This is a genomic window from Rathayibacter sp. AY2B5 (assembly GCF_002931645.1).
Classification (GTDB): domain Bacteria; phylum Actinomycetota; class Actinomycetes; order Actinomycetales; family Microbacteriaceae; genus Rathayibacter.
Genome location: NZ_PSUE01000016.1, coordinates 1 through 18,667, shown reverse-complemented (window position 1 = coordinate 18,667; position 18,667 = coordinate 1). Strand labels below are relative to the sequence as shown.

The following is an 18,667-nucleotide window of genomic DNA, read 5'->3' as shown; positions in this document are numbered from 1 at the left end:
GCGGCTCAGGCCGGGCGCGCCTCCGGCGACAGGTCGGGCGACTCGCGCACCCCGAACTCGTGCCGCAGCGCGCTGCGGGCGGCGTGCCAGCCGGCCATGCCGTGCACGCCCGGCCCGGGCGGGGTGGACGAGGAGCAGAGGTAGAGCCCCTTCGCGGGCGTCCGCCACGGGTCGGTCGTGGGGACCGGGCGCGAGAGCAGCTGCGCGACGCTCGCGGCGCCGGCGGCGATGTCGCCGCCCAGGTAGTTCGGGTTGTAGGCCTGCATGTCGCGGGCGGTCATCGAGGAGGCGCCGATCACGCGGTCGCGGAACCCGGGGGCGAAGCGCTCGATCTGGGCGGTGATCGCCTCCTGCTGGTCGGCGGGCGAGTACCGGGGGACGTGCGTGTACGCCCAGAGGACGTGCTTGCCCTCGGGCGCCCGGGTCGGATCGACGATCGAGGGCTGCGCCACCAGCACGTAGGGGCTGCGGCTGTGCCGGCCGCGCTTCACGTCGCGCTCGGCGGCCGCGATCTCGGCGCGGCTGCCTCCCACGTGCAACGTGCCTGCGCCGGCGAGCTCCGGGTTCGTCCACGGCACCGGCCCGTCGAGGGCGAAGTCGACCTTGGCCACGCCGTTGCCGTAGCGGAAGCGCTGGAGGGCCGCGGCGTACGCCGGGGGCAGCCGGTCCCCCGCCATCGCGAGCAGCGCCGTCGGCGTGCCGTCGACGAGCACGGCGCGGGCCGGGGGCAGCTCGGAGAGCGAGGTCACCTCGACGCCGGTCTCGATGGTGCCGCCGTGCGCCCGGAGGTCGTCGGCGAGCGCGTCGACGATCGACTGGCTGCCTCCGATCGGCACCGGCCAGCCGCGCGCGTGGGCGTAGGCGCCGAGCGCCAGGGCGGCCGCGGCCGTCGACGGGCTCGGCATCGGGCGGATCGAGTGCGCGGCGACCCCGGAGAACATCGCCGGGGCGACGTCCTCGCGGAAGCGCAGATTCCACACCGGGGTGCCCTGCTCGAGCACCCGCAGTCCGAAGCGGATCAGCACGCTCGGGTCCGTCGGGATCCGCAGCAGCGCGTCGTTGGTGAAGCCCGCGACGCGGTCGGCCCGCTCGGAGAGAGGTCCCATCAGGGCGCGCCACGCCGCTCCGTCGCGCCCCAGCGCCTCGACCGTGCGGTCGAGGTCGCGGTAGGCGATGCCCGCGCGGCCGCCGTCGAGAGGATGCGCGTACGAGATCTCGGGGACGACCAGCTCGATGCGCCGGTCGAGCCCGAAGGCGCGGAAGAAGCCGGACGCGAGCGCCATCGGGTGCACCGCCGAGCAGACGTCGTGGTGGAAGCCGGGCAGCGTCAGCTCCGCCGTGCGCGCGCCGCCGCCGATCGTCTCGTTGCGCTCGAGCACGGTGACCGAGAGCCCGGCCCGCGCGAGCGTGACCGCGGCGGCGAGGCCGTTGGGCCCCGCCCCGATGACGACGGCGTCGACCACGGTCACTTCCTCCGCAGGGCCGAGACGACGCCCGCGGCGCCGGCGGCGAGGGCCGCGGCGGCCCCCGCGTAGCTCAGGGCGCGGTGGCGGATCATCCAGATCTGGGGCGTCATGGTGTGCGCGCGGTCGCTGAAGAGGCCGCGGGCGCCGTGATCGCCGGGGACCGGCTCGTAGACGTTGTTCGGCAGCATCGGCTCCGTCTTGTCGGGGGCCTGCTGACCGTCGAAGGCGCTGCGGGCGAGGTACCAGTCCATGAAGCGCCCGGCGAAGCGGTCGCCGAGGATGGTGCCCGCGGTCGGCTCGCCGACCCAGGTGCGGCGGCGCGGCTTGTCGGCCACGTCGGCGATCGCGATCGCGCCCACCTCGGGCTCGTAGATCGGCGGCACGGGCTGCGGGTGGTGCGGCAGCTGCGACTTCACCCAGTTGAACTGGATGGTGTTGAGCGCCGGCATGTCGACCTCGGACAGGCGCACGCGGCTCTTCGCGTGCAGCAGCTCCGCGGTGACGGCCTCGCTGAAGCCTCGGGCGCCGAACTTGGAGGCGCAGTACGCGGCCTGAAGCGGGATGCCCCGGTGCGCGAGGGCGGAGCCGACCTGGATGACGTGCCCGCGGTCGCGCGGGGTCATCCGGGAGAGGGCTGCGCGGGTGCCGTTGACGAAGCCGAAGAAGTTGACGCCCACGGCGCGCTCGAAGTCGGCGGGCTCGGTCGAGAGGAACTCGCCGAAGACGCCGACCATCGCGTCGTTGACCCACAGCTCGATCGGGCCGAGCTCGGCCTCGACCCGGTCGGCCGCCGACTCGACGGCCTCGCGGTCGGCCACGTCGGTCGGGATGCCCAGCCCGCGCCGGCCCTTCTGCTCGATCTCGGCGACCGTGGCCGCCAGTCCGTCCTCGCCGCGCGCCAGCACGGCGACGTCCCAGCCGCGGGAGGCGAGCTCGCGGACCGTGGCGCGTCCGAGCCCGGCCGTGCCGCCCGTGACGACGGCGACTCCGCGGCTCATGCGCGGGCCTCGCGGGAGGAGGTCTCGAGGCGGGGGTGCTGCGTCATGGTGCGGGCTCCTTCGTGAGGGCGCGGTGTGCGTCGGGAGTCCCACGCTAGGCGGGAGCGGCGGCGCGGCGCGCGGGGTTGCGCCCGATCGGTGGAGAGCTCGGTGGATCCGCGCCCGGGGAGGAGAATCGCTCCCGACAGCTCCCGGCTCTCCTCCAGAGACCGCCGCCAGACTGACGCCCGCCCGAGCACCCACAGACCGGATCGACGCATGACCTCTCTCCTCGACCTGAGCCTCGTCTCCGGCCCCCTCGTCGTCGCCGTCTACGTGCTCGCGATCGGAGCGCTCCTCCTCCTGCTCGCCGCCCACGTCCGCGCTCCCCGCCGCGGGCGCTCCCGGCGCGGCGGGATCGCCGTCGCGGTCCTCCTCCTGGGCCTGATCGGCGGCGCCGCCCTGGCCGCCCTCGTCGACGGGCCCGACGGCCCGTTCGGCGTCGACTTCACGCCGGTCACCCGGGTCGCGATCGGCCTGGGGATCGGCGGGCTGGGCGTCGCCCTGGTCGTCCTCGGACACGCGATCGCCCGCCGGCGCGCGCGCGGGGTGCTCGCGTCGCTCGCGGCCGGAGTGCTCGTCGTCGTGGCGGCCGCGATGACCGTCAACATCGACTTCGGCCAGTACCCCACGGTGCGCAGCGCGCTCGGGATCAGCGCGTACTCCGACTCCTCCGTGCCGGTCGCCGCCGCGGACGGACCGCACTCGGACCTCGCGACCTGGACGGCCCCGGCCGGGATGCCCGCCGTCGGCTCGGTCTCGACGGTCGCCATCCCCGCCACCGCGTCGGGCTTCCCGGCCCGCGACGCCGTGGTCTACCTCCCGCCCGCGGCCCTCACCGCGACCCCGCCGCTGCTGCCGGTGATGATCATGCTCTCGGGGCAGCCGGGGTCGCCCTCCGATCCGCTCTCGACCGAGAAGTTCCAGCAGACCCTCGACGCCTACGCCGCCGCGCACGCCGGCCTCGCGCCGATCGTCGTGTCGCCCGACCAGCTGGGCGATCCGGACAGGAACCCGATGTGCGTCGACTCGCCGCTCGGGAAGTCGGCCACCTACCTCACCGTCGACGTCCCGAACTGGATCCGCGCCAACCTGCCGGTGCTCGGCGACGCGCAGCACTGGGCGATCGGCGGCCTCTCGCAGGGCGGGACCTGCTCGATCCAGCTCGGCGCCGGCCACCCGTCGCTCTTCGGCAACATCGTCGACGCCTCGGGCGAGCTCGCGCCGACCCTCGGCAGCGAGGCGGCGACGGTCGCGCAGGGGTTCGGCGGCGACCAGGCCGCCTACGAGGCCGCGAAGCCGGTGAACGTCCTCGCGGCGAACGCCCCCTACACCGGCACCGTCGCGATCTTCGGAGTCGGCGCCGAGGACACCTCGTTCCTCCCCGGGGCGAAGACCGTCTACGCCGCGGCCGTCGCCGCCGGCATGAGCGCCACCTACCTCGAGGTGCCGGACAGCGCCCACGACGTCACGGCGTGGTCGGCGACCTTCGACAAGGGCCTCGAGATCCTCGCCGACCGCTGGAAGCTCGTCCCCGCCTCCTGAACGGCTCCGCGCCTCAGGCGCTCTCGACCAGCCGGACCGCCGCCTCGATCCCGCCGCTCCACGGCGCCCCGTGTCCCGGGACCACCCAGCGCGCCCCGGTGGGCAGGAGCACCCGGAGCGACGCGAGCGCCTGCTCCGGCTCGTCGGTGAACGGCGCGGGCTGCGGACCCGTGCGGCCGGTGAGCACGTGGCGGGTGGTCAGCCCGTCGCCGACGAAGACCGCGTCGGCCAGCGGCACGTGCACGGCGATGCTCCCCGGGGAGTGGCCCGGGAGCGCGATCACGCGGGGAGCGCCCGGCAGGTCGAGCGTCTGCCCGTCGTGCACCTCGACGACCTCGGTGAGCGGCGGGACCGTCGCGATGCCCTTCCGCAGCGCGTAGGCCGCGAAGCCGAGGAGCGGCAGGACGCGCAGCCGCGGTGTCGCGGTCCTCGGCTTCGCCCCGCCCTTCGCCCGCTCGGCGTCGGCGGCGTGCACGTGGACCGGCACGCCGTGATCGCGGCGCAGGCGCTCGGCGAAGCCCACGTGGTCGGAGTCGCCGTGGGTCAGCACGACGCCGCGCTCGTCGTCGAGGGTGCGGCCCATCGCGCGCAGCTCGGCCAGGAGCTCCGGCCAGAGACCGGCCGGCCGCGTTCCTCCTCGTGACGGCCCCCGCTCCCGGCATGCCCGTCGCCGCCCAGGAGTACCGCGACGCGGCGAGCGCCCGCCTCCTGGACCTCGCCGCGCAGCTGGCGGGCGAGGAGGACGCCCTCGAGGCGGCGCGCATGCTGACCGCCTGGGCGACGGGGTTCATCGGGATGGAGATCACCGGCGCCTTCACCCTCGGCGGCGATGTGGAGAGCGCCTGGCGCTTCGGGCTGGCGCGGATCGTCTCCGCGCTCGCTCCGGCCGCGTCGCGCTGAGCGCCACCGCTCAGGCCCGGCGGAGCGCCGCCTCGTCCTCGAGGAACCGCGGACGGCACGCGACGATCCCGCTGACCAGCAGCACCGCCACTCCGGCGAACAGCAGCGCGTACGCGCCGCCCCAGTCCCCCTGCGCCTCGTAGAGCACGCCGATCAGCAGCGGACCGAGGCAGGCGAGCCCGTAGCCGAGCCCCTGCGTGGCGCCGGAGAGGGTCGAGGAGCCGGTGGTCGTCCGCGTCCGCGCGTTCACGAGCGTCAGCGTCATCGGGAACGTGCTGACGCCGAGCCCGAGGCAGACCACCCACGCCACGGCTCCCTCCAGCGGAGCGACGACGAGGCCGGCGTAGCCGACCGCGAGCAGCGCGCAGCACACCACCACGACCACGACCGGGTTGCGCATGCCCAGCGTCAGCGGCGGCACCACGAACGCGGCGGCGAGGCCGAACACCGAGAACAGCGCCAGCAGCGCCCCGCCCTGCGCCGGATCCGCGCCCGCGTCGACGAGGATCGTCGGCAGCCAGGTGATGATCCCGTAGGTGTGCAGACCGGTCATCCCGAGCATCAGCACCATCGCCCAGAGCAGCGGCGTGCGCCACGCCCCGTCCACGCGGCCGCCGGCGGCGGCCGGAGCCGCCCCGCCTCCTCCGCGGGCCGCGAGCGCCGCCCAGAGCAGGCAGGCCGCGGCCGTCATCACGGCCCAGATCCCGATCGCCCAGCGCCACCCCGCCGTCGAGGCCAGCGGCACCGCGACCAGCGGAGCGACGAACTGGCCCACCTGCAGCAGCGCCAGGTAGAGCGAGCTGACCGTCTTGATCCGCTCGGCGAAGTACCGCTTCACGATCGGCACGATGAGCACGTTCGTGGTGCCCACGCCCGCGAAGGCGACGACGGTCGAGAGCACCAGAGCGACCGGGTTCGGGCTCAGCGCGCGGAGGGCGATGCCCAGCGTGGTCACCAGCGTCGCGATCGCGAGCGTGCGCTCCAGGCCGATCCGGCGCGAGACGGCCGCGGCGACGAAGCCGAAGACGGCGAAGGAGGCGGTGACGATCGTCCCCAGCGCCCCGTAGAGCGAGGGCCCGAAGCCGAGATCGGCGCCGATCGTGTCGAGCAGCGGGCTGAAGCCGGTGACGGCGGTGCGGAGGTTCAGCGCGGTGATCGCGATGGCGGCGAGGGCCAGGAGGGCGGTGGCGCGGAGCGTCGGTGCTGCGGTCATGGAGTCCCCGAGAGATAGGATGATGGGATGAATCCTGGCGAGTCTAGCCCCGCGGCGCCGTTCCAGCGCGAGAGCGTGATCGACCACGTCACGGCGCTGTTCCACGAGGAGATCCGCTCCGGCCGCTGGGCCGTCGGCGAGCGGATCCCGGTGGAGGCCGAGCTCGCCCGCTGGACCGGCGCCGGACGCAACTCCGTCCGCGAGGCCGTCCAGGCCCTCGTGCAGGCGGGCCTCGTGCGGCGGGAGCAGGGGCGCGGCACGTTCGTCACCGCGCGCTCGCAGCTCGCCGAGTCGCTGCGCCGCCGCATCCCGAGCGCCGCCCGCCGGGAGGGCCTCGAGCTGCGGTTCGCGATCGACGGGGCGACGGCCGCGCTGGCGGCCGAGCGCCGCACCGGGGAGGACGTCGCCGCCCTCCGCGCCCTGCTGGCCCGCCGGGCCCGCTCGTGGGAGGCGCCGGAGCTCGCCGAGCGGATCGCCGCGGACACCGCGCTGCACCGGGCCGTCGTCGTCGCGACCCACAACGACCTGTTCGTCGAGCTCTACGACGGCCTCACCGGCATGTTCGAGTCGGTGCTGGAGGAGGACGTCGTCGGCGAGGAGGACGTGCACGCCCGCCAGCACGCCGAGCTGGTCGAGGCGATCGCCGCGGGTGACGCCGAGGGGGCGCGGCGCCGGATCGAGGAGCTGCTCGCGCCGCTGCTGGCCGAGGCGCAGCAGGGCGGCGGCTGAGGAGGATCCTCCGAGGCGGGCGGCACGCGCTCGCGGCCGGCGCCGTGCCGCCCACCGAGCGGCATCAGCCGAGTGGGATCAGCCCCGCGGACGACGGGTCGACCAGAGCGCCCACGCCACCAGCAGCGGCTGGAACGCGAGGCGCACGGCGCGCTTGCGGTCGGTGTCGAGGCCGAAGGCGCTCGTCCGCGTCACCCACTGCGAGACGTTGCCCGGGAAGATCGCGGTGAAGAAGGCGGCGGCCGCGGCCCCGACCAGCGGCGCCCGGCGGCGCGCGAGCACCAGCGAGGCGCCGAGCCCGATCTCGACCACGCCCGAGGCGAGCACGACCGCGTCCTTGTCCAGCGGCACCCACTCGGGCACCTGCGCCTGGAACTCCTCCCGCTTGCGGGTGAGGTGGCTCACCCCCGCGAAGAGGAGGGCGGAGCCGAGGAGCACCTTGGCGCCGGTGCGGAGGAGGGACGGGGAGGAGGATGTCATGCGCCCCATCGTTCCCGATGCGGGCCGCCGCCGCCGCCGTGGCGCGGCCACTGCGCACGAACGTGCCGGTGTCGGAGGCGGCGCCTAGTCTGATCGCGTGACTGACCGCATCCTCGTCCTCACCACCGGTGGCACCGTCGACAAGGAGTACTCGCTCGCCGGCGAGCTCGAGATCGGCGCCCCGATGGTGCCGCGCCTGCTCGCCCCGGTGCTCACCACGCTCGAGTTCCGCGTCGAGGAGGTCCTCGCCAAGGACAGCCTCGAGCTCGACGACGCCGATCGGGCCCTCATCCGCGAGCGGGTGCTCGCCGCCGAGGAGGACCGGATCGTCCTCACCCACGGCACCGACACGATGACCGCGACGGCCGAGGCCCTCGGCGTCGTCCAAGATCGGGTGGTCGTCCTCACCGGCGCGATGCAGCCCGCACGGATGCTCGACAGCGACGCCGCGTTCAACCTCGGCACCGCGGTGGCCGCCGTGCAGCTGCTGCCGCCGGGCGTCTACCTCGCGATGAGCGGGCGGGTGCTGCCCGCCGGCTCCGTGGTGAAGGACCGGTCGATCGGCGTGTTCCTTCCGGCCTGAGCCGGACCAGGATCGAGGGGCGCCCGCGGACGGGCTCCCGGCCCGACCGGCGTCAGGCCTCGGCGAGTTCCGTGGTGCAGGCCGCGCAGAGCCCGAAGACGTCCACGACGTGGTGCGCGTCCGTGAATCCGTTCTGCGACGCGACCGAGCGCGCCCACTCCTCGACCTCGTCGGCCGCGATCTCGACCGTCAGCCCGCAGCGGCGGCAGATCAGGTGGTGGTGGTGCGTCCCCGGCGTGCAGGCGCGGTAGAGGCTCTCGCCCTCGGGCGACTGCAGCGAGTCGGCCTCGCCCTCCACGGCCAGGTCCGAGAGCGCGCGGTAGACCGTCGCGAGCCCGATCGGCGAGCCGGAGGCGTGCAGCGCACTGTGCAGGCCCTGGGCGCTGACGAAGTCCTCGCGACGCCCGAGGGCCTCGCGCACCGCCTCGCGCTGCCACGTGTTGCGCTTGACCACTGGACCACCTCCACTCCGCACGACCCGGGCCACGCTACCGCCCCCCGCCGACGGCCAGCCGGGAGCGCCGGACGCCCTTGCTGCCGATGATCCGGCAGACCGCGTAGATCGCGAACGAGATCGTCGTCACGTAGGGGCTGATCGGGATCGATCCACCCAGCGCGAGCAGGATGCCGCCCACCAGCGCGCCGACGGCGAAGAGCACGCTCAGCAGCGGCACGACCACCGGCGAGGCGGAGAGGCGCAGCGCCGCGGCCGCCGGCGTCACCAGGATCGCGAGCACGAGCAGCGAGCCGACGATCTGCACCGAGACGGCGACCGCGAGGCCGAGCAGGAGCATGAACGCGATCGAGAGCGCCCGGGTGGGGATGCCGCGCGCGGCCGCCACGTCGGCGTCGACGCTCGCGAAGGTGAGGGGGCGCCAGATCAGCGCGAGACCGACGAGGACGACCACCGAGATGCCGATCAGCCACCCGAGCTGCGGGTCGTCGACCGCGACGATCTGACCCGTGAGCAGGCCGAACTTGTTCGCGCTGCGGCCCGGGTAGAGGGCCAGGCAGAGGATGCCGATGCCGAGTCCGAACGGCATCAGAACCGCGATGATCGAGTTGCGGTCGCGGGCGCGCGAGCCGAGCACGCCGATCAGGACCGCCGCGATCAGCGAGCCGACGATCGATCCCTCGACGACGCCGACGCCCAGCAGCAGCCCCGCGGACGCCCCCGCGAACGAGAGCTCGCTGATGCCGTGGACCGCGAAGGCCATGTCGCGCGACATCACGAAGACGCCGATGAGCCCGCCGACCACTCCGAGGACCGCGCCGGCGATCACCGAGTTCATCAGGAGCGACAGCAGCGCTCCGTAGTCCGAGAAGTCGAAGATCTGCGACCAGACGTCCGTCACGACTGCCCCTCCTCGTGCTCGTGCACGTGCGAGTGGTCGGGTGCGCCGACCACGATGACCCGGCCCCGGGCGCGGATCACGTCGACGGGTGCATCGTAGAGCTCGCTGAGCACCTCCGAGCGCAGGACCTCGTCGGGGGTGCCGATCCGGAACCGGCCGCCGGCGAGGTAGAGCACGCGGTCCACCATGCCGAGCACCGGATTCACGTCGTGCGTGACGAAGAGGACGCCGAGGTTCCGCTCGCGGCGGTGCCGGTCGATCAGCTCGCTGACCGCCCGCTGGTGGGCGAGGTCGAGCGCGATCAGCGGCTCGTCGCAGAGCAGGAGCGCCGGGTCGCCCGCGAGCGCCTGGCCGACGCGGACGCGCTGCTGCTCGCCGCCGGACAGGCTGCCGATGGGGGCGTCGGCGAAGGCGGTGGCGCCGACGGCCTCGAGCAGCGCGTCGACGGCTGCGCGCCGGGAGCGGGAGGGCAGGGGCAGGCCGAACCGGTGGCCGTCGATCCCGAGCCCGAGCAGATCGCGGGCGCGCAGCGGAGTGCCCTCGTCGGCGAGCTTCTGCTGCGGGATGTAGCCGATGCGCCGGTTGCCGCGGTGCACGGGCTCGCCGAGCACCTGCAGCTCCCCCGCGCTCAGCTGCTGCTGGCCGAGCACCGCGCGCAGGAGGCTCGTCTTGCCGGAGCCGTTCGCGCCGAGCACCGCGACGAACTCGCCGGCGCGCACGTCGAGGTCGACGCCGCTCCACAGCTCGCGGTCGCCGAAGCGGAGGCCGGCGCCGCGCAGCCGCAGCACGGACGCCGAAGGGCCCGCCTCCGGGGAGACGGGCCTGGTCGGGGAGTCGTGGCTCACTGGGAGAGGGCTCCCTCGATCGCGTCGAGGTTGGCGGTCATCCAGCCGGTGTAGTCGTCGCCCTCGGGCAGCGTCTCGGTGACGGGGACGGCCGGGATCCCGGCGGCCTTCGCGGCGTCGAGCACCGCGTCCGTCTGCGCGCCCTCGGTCTGCTCGTTGTAGATCAGCGCGTCCACGGCCTCGCCGGAGAACAGCGCCAGCGTCTCCTGGAGCGTGGTCGCGGGGACGTCGGTGCCCTCCTCGACCGCCTCGCTGAAGGCCTCGGGAGTCGCGTCGGTCAGGCCGAGCGCATCGGTCATGTACAGCGGGACGGGCTCGGTGATCGCGATGGAGCGGCCGGAGAGCGTGCCCTTCAGCTCGCCCTCGCGGGCGATCAGGGCGTCGAGCCCCTCGTCGAGGGTGGCGAGATTGGCGGAGTAGGCGGAGGCGTTGTCGGGGTCGAGCGCGGCGAGCTCGTCGCCGATCCGCCCCGCGACCTCCTTCATCACCGAGAGGTCGTACCAGACGTGCTCGTTGAACTCCGCGTGCTCGTGCCCGCCCTCCGACTCCTCCTCCGCGTGGTCGTGGACGTCCTCCAGGCCGGCGATCACGGTGGCCGTGATGACGGGGGCCTCGGTGCCGGCCGCGCTGATCATGGTGTCGAGGAAGTGGTCGTAGCCGCCGCCGTTCTCGATCACGAGGGTCGCGCCGGACACCGCGAGCTGGTCGCGGGCGGTGGCCTCGTACTCGTGCGGGTCCTTGTCCGGGCTGTCGATGATGCTGGTCACCTCGACCAGGTCGCCGCCGATGCTCGAGACGAGGTCGCCGTAGACGTTCGTCGACGCGACGACCTTCACGGGCCCGCCCGCGGCGGCGGCGGAGGAGCTGTCGGAGGCGCTGCCCGCTCCGGAGCAGCCGCTCAGGGCGAGCGCGGTGCCGCCGAGGAGGGCGGTGAGGGCGAGGAGGCGGGTCTTCACGGTGAGCCGATCTGGGTCAGGGGCCGGGCGGGTGCCCCCACGCTAACGGCTATTGATAACGATTGTCAAAATCGTGCAGAGGCGCCCGCCGGTCATCCACGGACACACGCGGACACGGGGCGACACGCGCCTCGCTCCGGACACCTCGCCCCTGGCACAGTCGCTGCACACCGCCCCCGACGAGACGAGGACACCGTGACCACCACCGCACCCACGACCGCCGGCGCCGACGCCGCGACGACGATCGGCGCCGCCGCCGAGCACTGGTCGGCCGCACCCCGGCCCGACTCCCCTGACGCCTGGCTCGTCCGCGCCGAGGAGGTCGCCGCCGTGCTCGCGACCGACGCCCTCGAGCGCGACCGCGCCGGCGCCGCCCCCTTCGCCGAGGTCGCCCTGCTCAAGGCGGCCGGCCTCGTCACGCTGCTCGGGCCCGCCGAGCACGGCGGCGGTGCCCAGGAGTGGACCACCGCCCTCCGCGTCGTCCGCACCGTCGCGCGCGGCGACGGCTCGATCGGCCAGCTGCTCGGCTACCACTACCTCTGGGCCTGGGCGGCCCGCCTCGTGGGGACCCCTGAGCAGATCATCGCGGTCGAGCAGCTCGCGACCGAGGGGGACCTCCTCTACGGAGGCGCGGTGAACCCGCGCGACTCCGACCTCACCGTGCGGGAGGAGGGCGACGAGCTGGTCTTCACCGGCCGCAAGTCGTTCTCGACCGGCGGCGTGGTCAGCGACCTGACCGTGCTCGAGGGGGTGCTCGAGGGGACGGACACCCACCTCTTCGCGATCGTCCCCACCGATCAGGAGGGGATCGTCTTCGGCCGCGACTGGGACAGCCTCGGCCAGCGGCTCACCGAGTCCGGCTCCGTCGAGATCCGCGGCGTCCGCGTGCCGTGGGCGGCGGCGGCCGGCTTCGTCGACAAGGTCTACCGTCCGCTCGTCTACAACACCCTCAACGTGCCCGTCATCCAGCAGGTCTTCGCCGAGTTCTACCTCGGCATCGCGCAGGGAGCGCTCGAGCGCGCGGCGCAGTACACCCGCGAGCGCACCCGGGCCTGGCCGTACGGCGGCGACGACAAGGAGCGCGCCGGCGACGAGTGGTACGTGCTCGAGGGATACGGCGACCTGCAGTCCCGGCTCTGGGCCGACGAGGCGCTGATCGACGCGACGGGGGCCGCGCTCTCGGCCGCGCTGCACGCTCCGCGCGAGGAGCTGACGCCTCGGCGCCGCGGCGAGATCGCCGTGCGGATCGCCGCGGCCAAGGCGCGGATCGTGGAGGACGGCCTCGCGACGGCGACCCGCGTCTTCGAGCTGACCGGCGCCCGCGCCTCCGCCAGCTCGGTCGGACTCGACCTCTACTGGCGGAACCTCCGCACCCACTCCCTGCACGATCCGCTGCCCTACAAGCGCCGCGAGGTCGGCGTCTTCGCCCTGCTCGACACCGTCCCCGAGCCCAGCTGGTACACCTGATCGGCCGTGGGGCGCGTCCTGCTCCGGCGGCGCGCCCCGCCCGCACGCCGCCCCGGCGTCGATCCGCGACAGGCCGGAGCGGAGCCCCGGGGTAGCGTGAGGGCCGAGCGGAGGGAGGACCGTGGCCGTCACGCTGCACGACGTCGCCCGCGCCGCCGACGTCTCGATCAAGACCGTCTCGAACGTGATCAACGACTATCCGCACGTGCGCCCGGCCACCCGCTCCCGGGTGCAGGCGGCCATCGCGCAGCTGGGCTACCGCCCCAACCTCTCCGCGCGGAGCCTGCGCCGCGGCCGTACAGGCGTGATAGGCCTCGCCCTGCCGGAGCTGAGCCTCCCCTACTTCGCCGAGCTCGCCGACAGCGTGATGCGCGCCGCCGACGAGCGCGGGCTGACGGTGCTGATCGAGCAGACCGGCGGCGACCCCGAGCGCGAGCGGAGCGTGCTGGCGAGCGAGCGCCGGCAGCTCACCGACGGGCTGCTCTTCAGCCCGCTGGGCCTCGCCGACGAGGACGCGCTCGCGGTCGGCTTCCCCCTGGTGCTGCTCGGCGAGCGGATCTTCACCGGGCTGGTCGACCACGTCACCATGCAGAACACGGCGGCGGCGCACGCTGCCACCGCGCACCTGCTCGCCTCCGGAAGGCGCCGGATCGTGGCGCTCGGGACGCACCCCGACGCCGCCGTCAGCTCGGCGTCGCTCCGCCTCGAGGGCTACCGCGCCGCGCTCGCCGAGGCCGGCATCGCCTACGACGAGCGGATGATCGGCGTCTCGGGCCCGTGGCGGCGCTCCGGCGGCGCCGAGGCGATGCGCCGCGTGCTCGCCTCCGGGCTCGACTTCGACGCCGTGTTCGCACTCAACGACACCCTCGCACTCGGCGCGGTCCGCGCGCTCCAGGAGGCGGGGGTCCGCGTGCCCGAGGAGGTGGCGGTGATCGGCTTCGACGACATCGACGAGGCGGGCTACTCCTCCCCCAGCCTCTCCAGTGTGGACTCGGGGCGCGACGAGATCGCGCGGACCGCGGTCGAGGTGCTGCAGGCCCGGATCGAGGGCACCCGCACCGGCCCGGGGACGCTCCACGAGGCGGCGTTCACCGTGGTCGCCCGGGAGTCGACCGCGGGCCGTCCGATCGCGGAGGACCCGCCGGTCGGCCGGGCGTCGGCCGGGGCCTAGGCGCAGGTCCCGCTGCCGCAGATCTCGCGGCGGATCCACGCTCCCGCGTCCTCGACGGCCAGCTCGCCGCGGCGGAGGAGCCGACTCCACTCCACGGCCCGCGTCGTCAGCCGGTCGTCGGCCGAGCCGCGGACGTCGCCGCCGACGGTCCGGAGGAACAGGTGCGCGAGCGGGCCGCCGAGGTACAGCGTGGCGCCCGCGACGCCGGCGAAGTGGCGGGCCTGGCCGCGGGTGCCGTCGTCGTAGGGGCGGCGGAAGCCCTTCCCCCGGACCCGGTTGCGGCCGCCGTGCGCCAGGTCGAGGGCGCCGAGCGGGGCGCTGCGGATGCCGGCGACGTCCTTCGCGACGGCCGCGAGGAACGCGCGCGGGCGGGGATGCGATGCCGCGAGGGCGTCGGCGCGGTCGGCGAGCTCGGAGCAGGCGTCGGTGACGGCATCGGAGGAGGGCACCCGCCCAGTCGAGCACAGGTGCGCTGAGCGGCGGCGGGGAGGGCCGACGCGCGAGGAGGTCGGCCGACCTCGGCAGCGGCACGCAGCGAGGCGGGTGGGCCCCGTGCCGCTCTTGACAGCGGCCGAGCCGGGGCGGACCATCGTGTACAACGTTAGAAAGACCGCTCGCCGCCGAGCCCGCTGCGGGAGCCCGAAGCCCGAAAGGCCCTCATGACCGACGCCACCGCCGCCACCGCGCGCATCAGCCTCGACCCCGCCGCGGTCGTCGCCCCCGTCACTCCGCGCCTCTTCGGCTCGTTCGTCGAGCACCTCGGCCGCTGCGTGTACGACGGCATCTACGAGCCCGGCCACCCCGCCTCGAACGAGGACGGCTTCCGCCTCGACGTGGTCGAGCTGGTCAAGGAGCTGGGCACCACGACGATCCGCTACCCCGGCGGCAACTTCGTCTCGGGCTACCGCTGGGAGGACGGCGTCGGCCCGCGCTCCGAGCGCCCCCGCCGCCGCGACCTGGCCTGGCACTCGCTCGAGACCAACGAGGTCGGGCTGGACGACTTCGCGAAGTGGGCGGAGCTGACCGGCAGCGAGATCATGTACGCCGTCAACCTCGGCACCCGCGGCGTCCTCGAGGCGCTCGACGTCCTCGAGTACGCCAACGGACCGGCCGGCACCGCTCTCGCCGACCAGCGCATCGCCAACGGCGGGACCGAGCCCTACGACATCCGCATGTGGTGCCTCGGGAACGAGATGGACGGTCCCTGGCAGGTCGGCCACATGAGCGCCGACGACTACGGCAAGCTCGCCTCCCGCACCGCCAAGGCCCTCAAGATCGCCGACCCCTCGCTCGAGCTGGTCGTCTGCGGCTCGTCGAGCTCGTCGATGCCGACCTTCGGCGAGTGGGAGCGCGTGGTCCTCGAGCACGCGTACGACGACGTCGAGTACGTCTCGTGCCACGCCTACTACCAGGAGTACGACGGAGACCTCGGCTCCTTCCTCGCCTCCTCCCTCGACATGGAGTACTTCATCGCCACCGTCGCGGCGACCGTGGACCACGTGAAGTTCAAGCTCAAGAAGACGAAGGACATCAAGCTCTCCTTCGACGAGTGGAACGTCTGGTACCTCGAGGAGTGGCAGGCGAAGGAGAAGGCCGACGCCGAGGGCGACCAGAGCACCCGCGAGTGGGCCTACGCCCCGCGCCTGCTCGAGGACGTCTACTCCGTCGCCGACGCCGTCGTCCTCGGCAACCTGATGATCACGCTGCTGAAGAACTCCGACCGGGTCACCTCCGCCTCCCTCGCGCAGCTCGTCAACGTGATCGCGCCGATCATGACCGAGCCGGGCGGAGCCGCGTGGCGCCAGACCACGTTCTTCCCGTTCTCGACCACTGCACGCCTGGCCTCCGGCTCGGTGCTGCGCCCCCGGATCGACGTGGGGACCTACTCGACCGCCCGTCACGGCGACGCTCCGCTCATCGACTCCGTCGCCACCGTCGACGAGGGCCGCGCGGCCGTCTTCCTGGTGAACCGGTCGCAGACGGAGCCGATCGAGGTCACCGTCGACGTCAGCGGCCTCGGAGTGTCGAGCATCGCGGAGGCGCTGGCCCTGTTCGACGAGGACCCCTACGCGAAGAACACGCGTGACGACCAGAACCGCGTGCGCCTGCGCGAGGCCCCGGCGACGCTCGAGGACGGCGTGCTGACGCTGACCCTCCCGCCCGTCTCGTGGACGGCGGTCGCGCTCATGGCATAGCGGCGTCCGACCCGCGGGACCGCGTCCGGCCTCCCGGAGCCGCGCGGTCCCGCGGGCCCCGTCGCGAACCGTCCCGGCTCAGGCCGCGGGCCACAGCGGGGAGGAGGCGCTCGAGCTGGTCCGCGAGGTCGTCCGCCACCCCCACGAGTACGTGGCGGGGATCGGGCTCGACAACCTCGAGACGGCGGGTCCGCCCGAGCGCTTCGCCGACGCCTACCGCCTCGCCGGGGAGGCCGGCCTGGGCCGGACCGCCCACTCCTCCGAGCACGCCCCGACCGCGGCCAACACGACGACCTGCCTCGATCTGCTGGGCTGCGACCGGATCGACCACGGCTACTTCGTCCTCGAGGACCCCGCCGTCGTCGAGCGCGTCCGCGAGCAGGGCGTCGTGTTCACCGTCGCCTCGACGACCTCGCGCCGCTCCTGGCGGCCCTGGCGGCGCGCGTCCATCCGGGCGATGCTCGACGCGGGATTGCGGGTCGTGCCCTGCTCCGACGATCCCGGGGTGTTCCCGACCACGCTCGCCGACGAGTACCGCCTCGCCGCCGGCCCGATCGGTGCGACCGCCGCACAGCTGCGCGCGATGGCGCTCACCGGAGCGGAGGCCTCCTGGCTGCCCGCCGATGAGAAGGAGAGTCTGCGCGCGTCGTTCGCCGCGGAGCTGGACGCGCTGGACGCGGAGTTCGGGCTCGTCTGAGGCCCGGGACGCGACGGGCTCCCCGCCCTGACAGAGTGGACGGATGAGCCCCCTCCCCGATCCCCTGGCCTTCGACCTCGAGGCGCTGCGCCGGGAGGTGCTGCCGGACGACGGGGGCGAGGTCGACGACAGCATCCCCGCGCTCGCGGACGCCGACCCGGGTCTCTGCGCGATCGCGCTCGTCCTGCCCGACGGGTCCGTCCGCGCGAGCGCCGACGCGGAGGAGCGGTTCAGCATCCAGTCGGCCGTGAAGCCGTTCCTGTTCGCGCTCGCGCTCCTCGACACCGGCGGTGACGCGCTCGACCGCGTCGGCATCGAGCCCACCGGCGAGGCCTTCGACGCCCTCAAGCTCGAGAGCGGCACCGGGCGTCCGCCGAACCCGATGGTCAACGCGGGAGCGCTGCTGACCGCCGCCCTTGTCGACGGGGGCGACGCCGACGGCCGGAGCGAGCGGATCCTCCGCGGCCTCTCCGCCTTCGCCGGCCGCCCGCTCTCCGTCGACGAGAGCGTCGCCGCCGACGAGCACCTCCTCGGCGACCGGAACCACGCCCTCGCGCACCTGATGCGCGCGGAGGGCACCCTGCACCGCAGCGCCGACGACGCCGTCTCCGCGTACGCCCGGGCGTGCGCCGTGCTGGTCGACGTCCGCGACCTGGCCGCGATGGGCGCGACCCTCGCGTTCGGCGGCGTGCACCCGGGGACCGGCGAGCGGGTCGTGCCGGCGTCGGTCGCGCGCGACGTGGTCGCGGTCATGGCGACGTGCGGTGTCTACGACGGCTCGGGCCGCTGGATGCGCGCGGTCGGCGTCCCCGCCAAGTCGAGCGTCTCGGGCGCCCTCGTCCTCTCCGCTCCCGGTCGCCTCGGCGCCGCCGTCGTCAGCCCGCCGCTGGACCCCCAGGGCACCAGCGTCCGCGGCGCCCGCGTCGCCGCCCGCCTGAGCGACGCCCTCGCCCTGCACTCCTTCGCCGTCTCCCCCCGCTGACCGCTGCCCCGTTCCCCCGCTCTCCCCGCTCCACGACACGCCCCCACCTCGTACAGCCGACCGCGGAGCGGATGACGACGAAGGAGGAATCCGCTCGATCGAGCACCGCCCGCTCAATCCAAGAGCAGCGCCGGTTCCTCCAGCACGCTGGCGACGTCGGCGACGAAGCGGCTGACGACGTCGCCGTCGACGACGCGGTGGTCGAAGGAGCCGCCGACCGTGGTGACGAAGCGGGGGCGGACCTCGCCGTCGACGACCCAGGGCTTCTGCTTGATCGTGCCGAGGGCGATGATCGCGACTTCGCCGGGGTTCAGGATCGGGGTGCCCGTGTCCATCCCGAAGACGCCGATGTTGGTGATGGTGATGGTGCCGTTCTGCATGTCGGCGGCGGTGGTCTTGCCGTCGCGGGCGTCGAGGGTGAGCTTCTCGAGGGCCTGGGCCAGTTCGAGGAGGCTCATCGACTGGGCGTCCTTGACGTTGGGGACGAGCAGTCCGCGCGGGGTGGCCGCAGCGATGCCGAGGTTGACGTAGTGGCGGACGACGATCTCGGTGTCGGTCCAGGCGGAGTTGACGGTGGGGTTGCGGCGGACGGCCCAGATGATGGCCTTGGCCATGATGAGCAGCGGCGAGACCTTGACGCCGGCGAAGTCGGGCGAGTTCTTGAGGCGCTTGACGAACTCCATGGTGCGGGTCGCGTCGACGTCGACGAAGACGCTGACGTGGGGCGCGGTGAACGCGCTCGTCGACATCGCGGCGGCGATCGCCTTGCGGACGCCGCGCACGGGGATGCGCTCCTCGCGGTCGTCGCCCCAGGCGGGGGTCTGGATGTTGCGGAAGACGCTGGCCTGGGAGGCGTGGCGGATGACGTCGTCGCGGGTGACCTCGCCGGCGAGGCCGGTGGCCTGCACCTCGAGGAGGTCGACGTCGAGGTCCTTCGCGAGCTTGCGGATCGGCGGCTTCGCGATGACGGGGAGCGCGGCGGCGGCCGGCACGGAGGCGGGCCGGGCCGGGGCCGTCGGGCGGGCGGCGGGCGCGGCGGCCGGGGC

At 74.2% G+C, this 18,667-nt stretch carries 19 protein-coding genes and 1 pseudogene; 9 read left to right on the top strand and 11 right to left on the bottom strand.

All coding sequences use genetic code 11. The features are described 5' to 3' along the window. Positions 1-5 precede the first annotated feature (5 nt). The gene (locus C5C30_RS11095) at positions 6-1,463 is read right to left on the bottom strand and encodes a phytoene desaturase family protein (protein WP_374953736.1); all 1,458 of its coding nucleotides are present in this window, start codon (positions 1,461-1,463) and stop codon (positions 6-8) included. A gap of 2 nt (positions 1,464-1,465) precedes the next feature. After that, positions 1,466-2,464 carry an SDR family oxidoreductase gene (locus C5C30_RS11090; protein ID WP_104333727.1) on the bottom strand — a complete coding sequence of 333 codons (999 nt, stop codon included), beginning with the start codon at positions 2,462-2,464 and terminating at the stop codon, positions 1,466-1,468. Positions 2,465-2,722: 258 nt separating this feature from the next. On the opposite strand from C5C30_RS11090, the gene C5C30_RS11085 reads away from it, so the two are divergent. Further along, positions 2,723-4,048: an esterase family protein gene (locus C5C30_RS11085; RefSeq protein WP_104333726.1), complete on the top strand. Its 1,326-nt coding sequence runs from the start codon at positions 2,723-2,725 to the stop codon at positions 4,046-4,048. Positions 4,049-4,061: 13 nt separating this feature from the next. On the opposite strand, the gene C5C30_RS11080 is transcribed toward C5C30_RS11085, so the two are convergent. Beyond that, on the bottom strand, positions 4,062-4,649 hold the full coding sequence (locus C5C30_RS11080; RefSeq protein WP_258065912.1) for an MBL fold metallo-hydrolase: 588 nt from the start codon (positions 4,647-4,649) through the stop codon (positions 4,062-4,064). 59 nt (positions 4,650-4,708) lie between these two features. Between C5C30_RS11080 and C5C30_RS11075 the strand changes: the two genes are divergently transcribed. Then, positions 4,709-4,948, top strand: coding sequence for a TetR-like C-terminal domain-containing protein (locus tag C5C30_RS11075; protein WP_146081516.1), 240 nt, complete (start codon positions 4,709-4,711; stop codon positions 4,946-4,948). Positions 4,949-4,958: 10 nt separating this feature from the next. Here the strand turns inward: C5C30_RS11075 and C5C30_RS11070 are convergent, their stop codons facing one another. Beyond that, positions 4,959-6,161: an MFS transporter gene (locus C5C30_RS11070; protein WP_104333723.1), complete on the bottom strand. Its 1,203-nt coding sequence runs from the start codon at positions 6,159-6,161 to the stop codon at positions 4,959-4,961. 27 nt (positions 6,162-6,188) lie between these two features. Here C5C30_RS11070 and C5C30_RS11065 point away from each other — a divergent pair, with 27 nt between their 5' ends. Continuing rightward, on the top strand, positions 6,189-6,890 hold the full coding sequence (locus C5C30_RS11065) for a FadR/GntR family transcriptional regulator (RefSeq protein ID WP_104292768.1): 702 nt from the start codon (positions 6,189-6,191) through the stop codon (positions 6,888-6,890). A 78-nt stretch (positions 6,891-6,968) separates the two neighbouring features. Here C5C30_RS11065 and C5C30_RS11060 read toward each other — a convergent pair whose 3' ends face one another. Further along, on the bottom strand, positions 6,969-7,379 hold the full coding sequence (locus tag C5C30_RS11060) for a hypothetical protein (RefSeq protein ID WP_374955304.1): 411 nt from the start codon (positions 7,377-7,379) through the stop codon (positions 6,969-6,971). A gap of 88 nt (positions 7,380-7,467) precedes the next feature. Here C5C30_RS11060 and C5C30_RS11055 point away from each other — a divergent pair, with 88 nt between their 5' ends. Continuing rightward, positions 7,468-7,953, top strand: a complete 486-nt coding sequence (locus C5C30_RS11055; RefSeq protein ID WP_104315539.1) for an asparaginase domain-containing protein — start codon at positions 7,468-7,470, stop codon at positions 7,951-7,953. A gap of 52 nt (positions 7,954-8,005) precedes the next feature. Here the strand turns inward: C5C30_RS11055 and C5C30_RS11050 are convergent, their stop codons facing one another. Genes C5C30_RS11050 through C5C30_RS11035 form a run of 4 tightly spaced genes read right to left on the bottom strand, consistent with a single transcriptional unit; the run spans position 8,006 to position 11,109 of the window. Next, positions 8,006-8,407, bottom strand: a complete 402-nt coding sequence (locus C5C30_RS11050; protein ID WP_104296046.1) for a Fur family transcriptional regulator — start codon at positions 8,405-8,407, stop codon at positions 8,006-8,008. A gap of 34 nt (positions 8,408-8,441) precedes the next feature. After that, positions 8,442-9,245 carry a metal ABC transporter permease gene (locus C5C30_RS11045; protein ID WP_104333757.1) on the bottom strand — a complete coding sequence of 268 codons (804 nt, stop codon included), beginning with the start codon at positions 9,243-9,245 and terminating at the stop codon, positions 8,442-8,444. A gap of 59 nt (positions 9,246-9,304) precedes the next feature. Next, a complete protein-coding gene (locus C5C30_RS11040) occupies positions 9,305-10,153 on the bottom strand; it encodes a metal ABC transporter ATP-binding protein (RefSeq protein WP_104227225.1) in 849 nt (282 codons plus the stop codon). Beyond that, positions 10,150-11,109 (bottom strand): metal ABC transporter solute-binding protein, Zn/Mn family, encoded by a 960-nt coding sequence (locus C5C30_RS11035; protein ID WP_104269548.1) that lies wholly within the window; start codon positions 11,107-11,109, stop codon positions 10,150-10,152. Before C5C30_RS11035 ends, C5C30_RS11040 begins: the two co-directional genes overlap by 4 nt. 195 nt (positions 11,110-11,304) lie before the next feature. Between C5C30_RS11035 and C5C30_RS11030 the strand changes: the two genes are divergently transcribed. Both C5C30_RS11030 and C5C30_RS11025 read left to right on the top strand, forming a co-directional pair. After that, positions 11,305-12,576, top strand: a complete 1,272-nt coding sequence (locus C5C30_RS11030) for an acyl-CoA dehydrogenase family protein (RefSeq protein ID WP_258059521.1) — start codon at positions 11,305-11,307, stop codon at positions 12,574-12,576. 121 nt (positions 12,577-12,697) lie between these two features. After that, the gene (locus C5C30_RS11025) at positions 12,698-13,747 is read left to right on the top strand and encodes a LacI family DNA-binding transcriptional regulator (protein WP_104224545.1); all 1,050 of its coding nucleotides are present in this window, start codon (positions 12,698-12,700) and stop codon (positions 13,745-13,747) included. Here the strand turns inward: C5C30_RS11025 and C5C30_RS11020 are convergent. Beyond that, positions 13,744-14,196 (bottom strand): hypothetical protein, encoded by a 453-nt coding sequence (locus C5C30_RS11020; RefSeq protein WP_104269549.1) that lies wholly within the window; start codon positions 14,194-14,196, stop codon positions 13,744-13,746. The two genes, C5C30_RS11025 and C5C30_RS11020, sit on opposite strands and share 4 nt — an antisense overlap. 210 nt (positions 14,197-14,406) lie before the next feature. Here C5C30_RS11020 and C5C30_RS11015 point away from each other — a divergent pair, with 210 nt between their 5' ends. The 3 genes and pseudogenes from C5C30_RS11015 (at position 14,407) to glsA (ending at position 17,621) form a co-directional block, all read left to right on the top strand. Then, positions 14,407-15,942 carry an alpha-N-arabinofuranosidase gene (locus C5C30_RS11015; protein WP_104333722.1) on the top strand — a complete coding sequence of 512 codons (1,536 nt, stop codon included), beginning with the start codon at positions 14,407-14,409 and terminating at the stop codon, positions 15,940-15,942. A 109-nt stretch (positions 15,943-16,051) separates the two neighbouring features. After that, positions 16,052-16,639: pseudogene (locus C5C30_RS11010) on the top strand (adenosine deaminase); the annotation flags it as partial. A 43-nt stretch (positions 16,640-16,682) separates the two neighbouring features. Then, entirely contained in the window at positions 16,683-17,621 is a 939-nt protein-coding gene (gene glsA, locus C5C30_RS11005) for a glutaminase A (RefSeq protein ID WP_104333721.1), read from the top strand. 113 nt (positions 17,622-17,734) lie between these two features. Here glsA and C5C30_RS11000 read toward each other — a convergent pair. Then, the coding region (locus C5C30_RS11000; protein ID WP_104333720.1) for a dihydrolipoamide acetyltransferase family protein at positions 17,735-18,667 on the bottom strand (933 nt) is incomplete at its 5' end.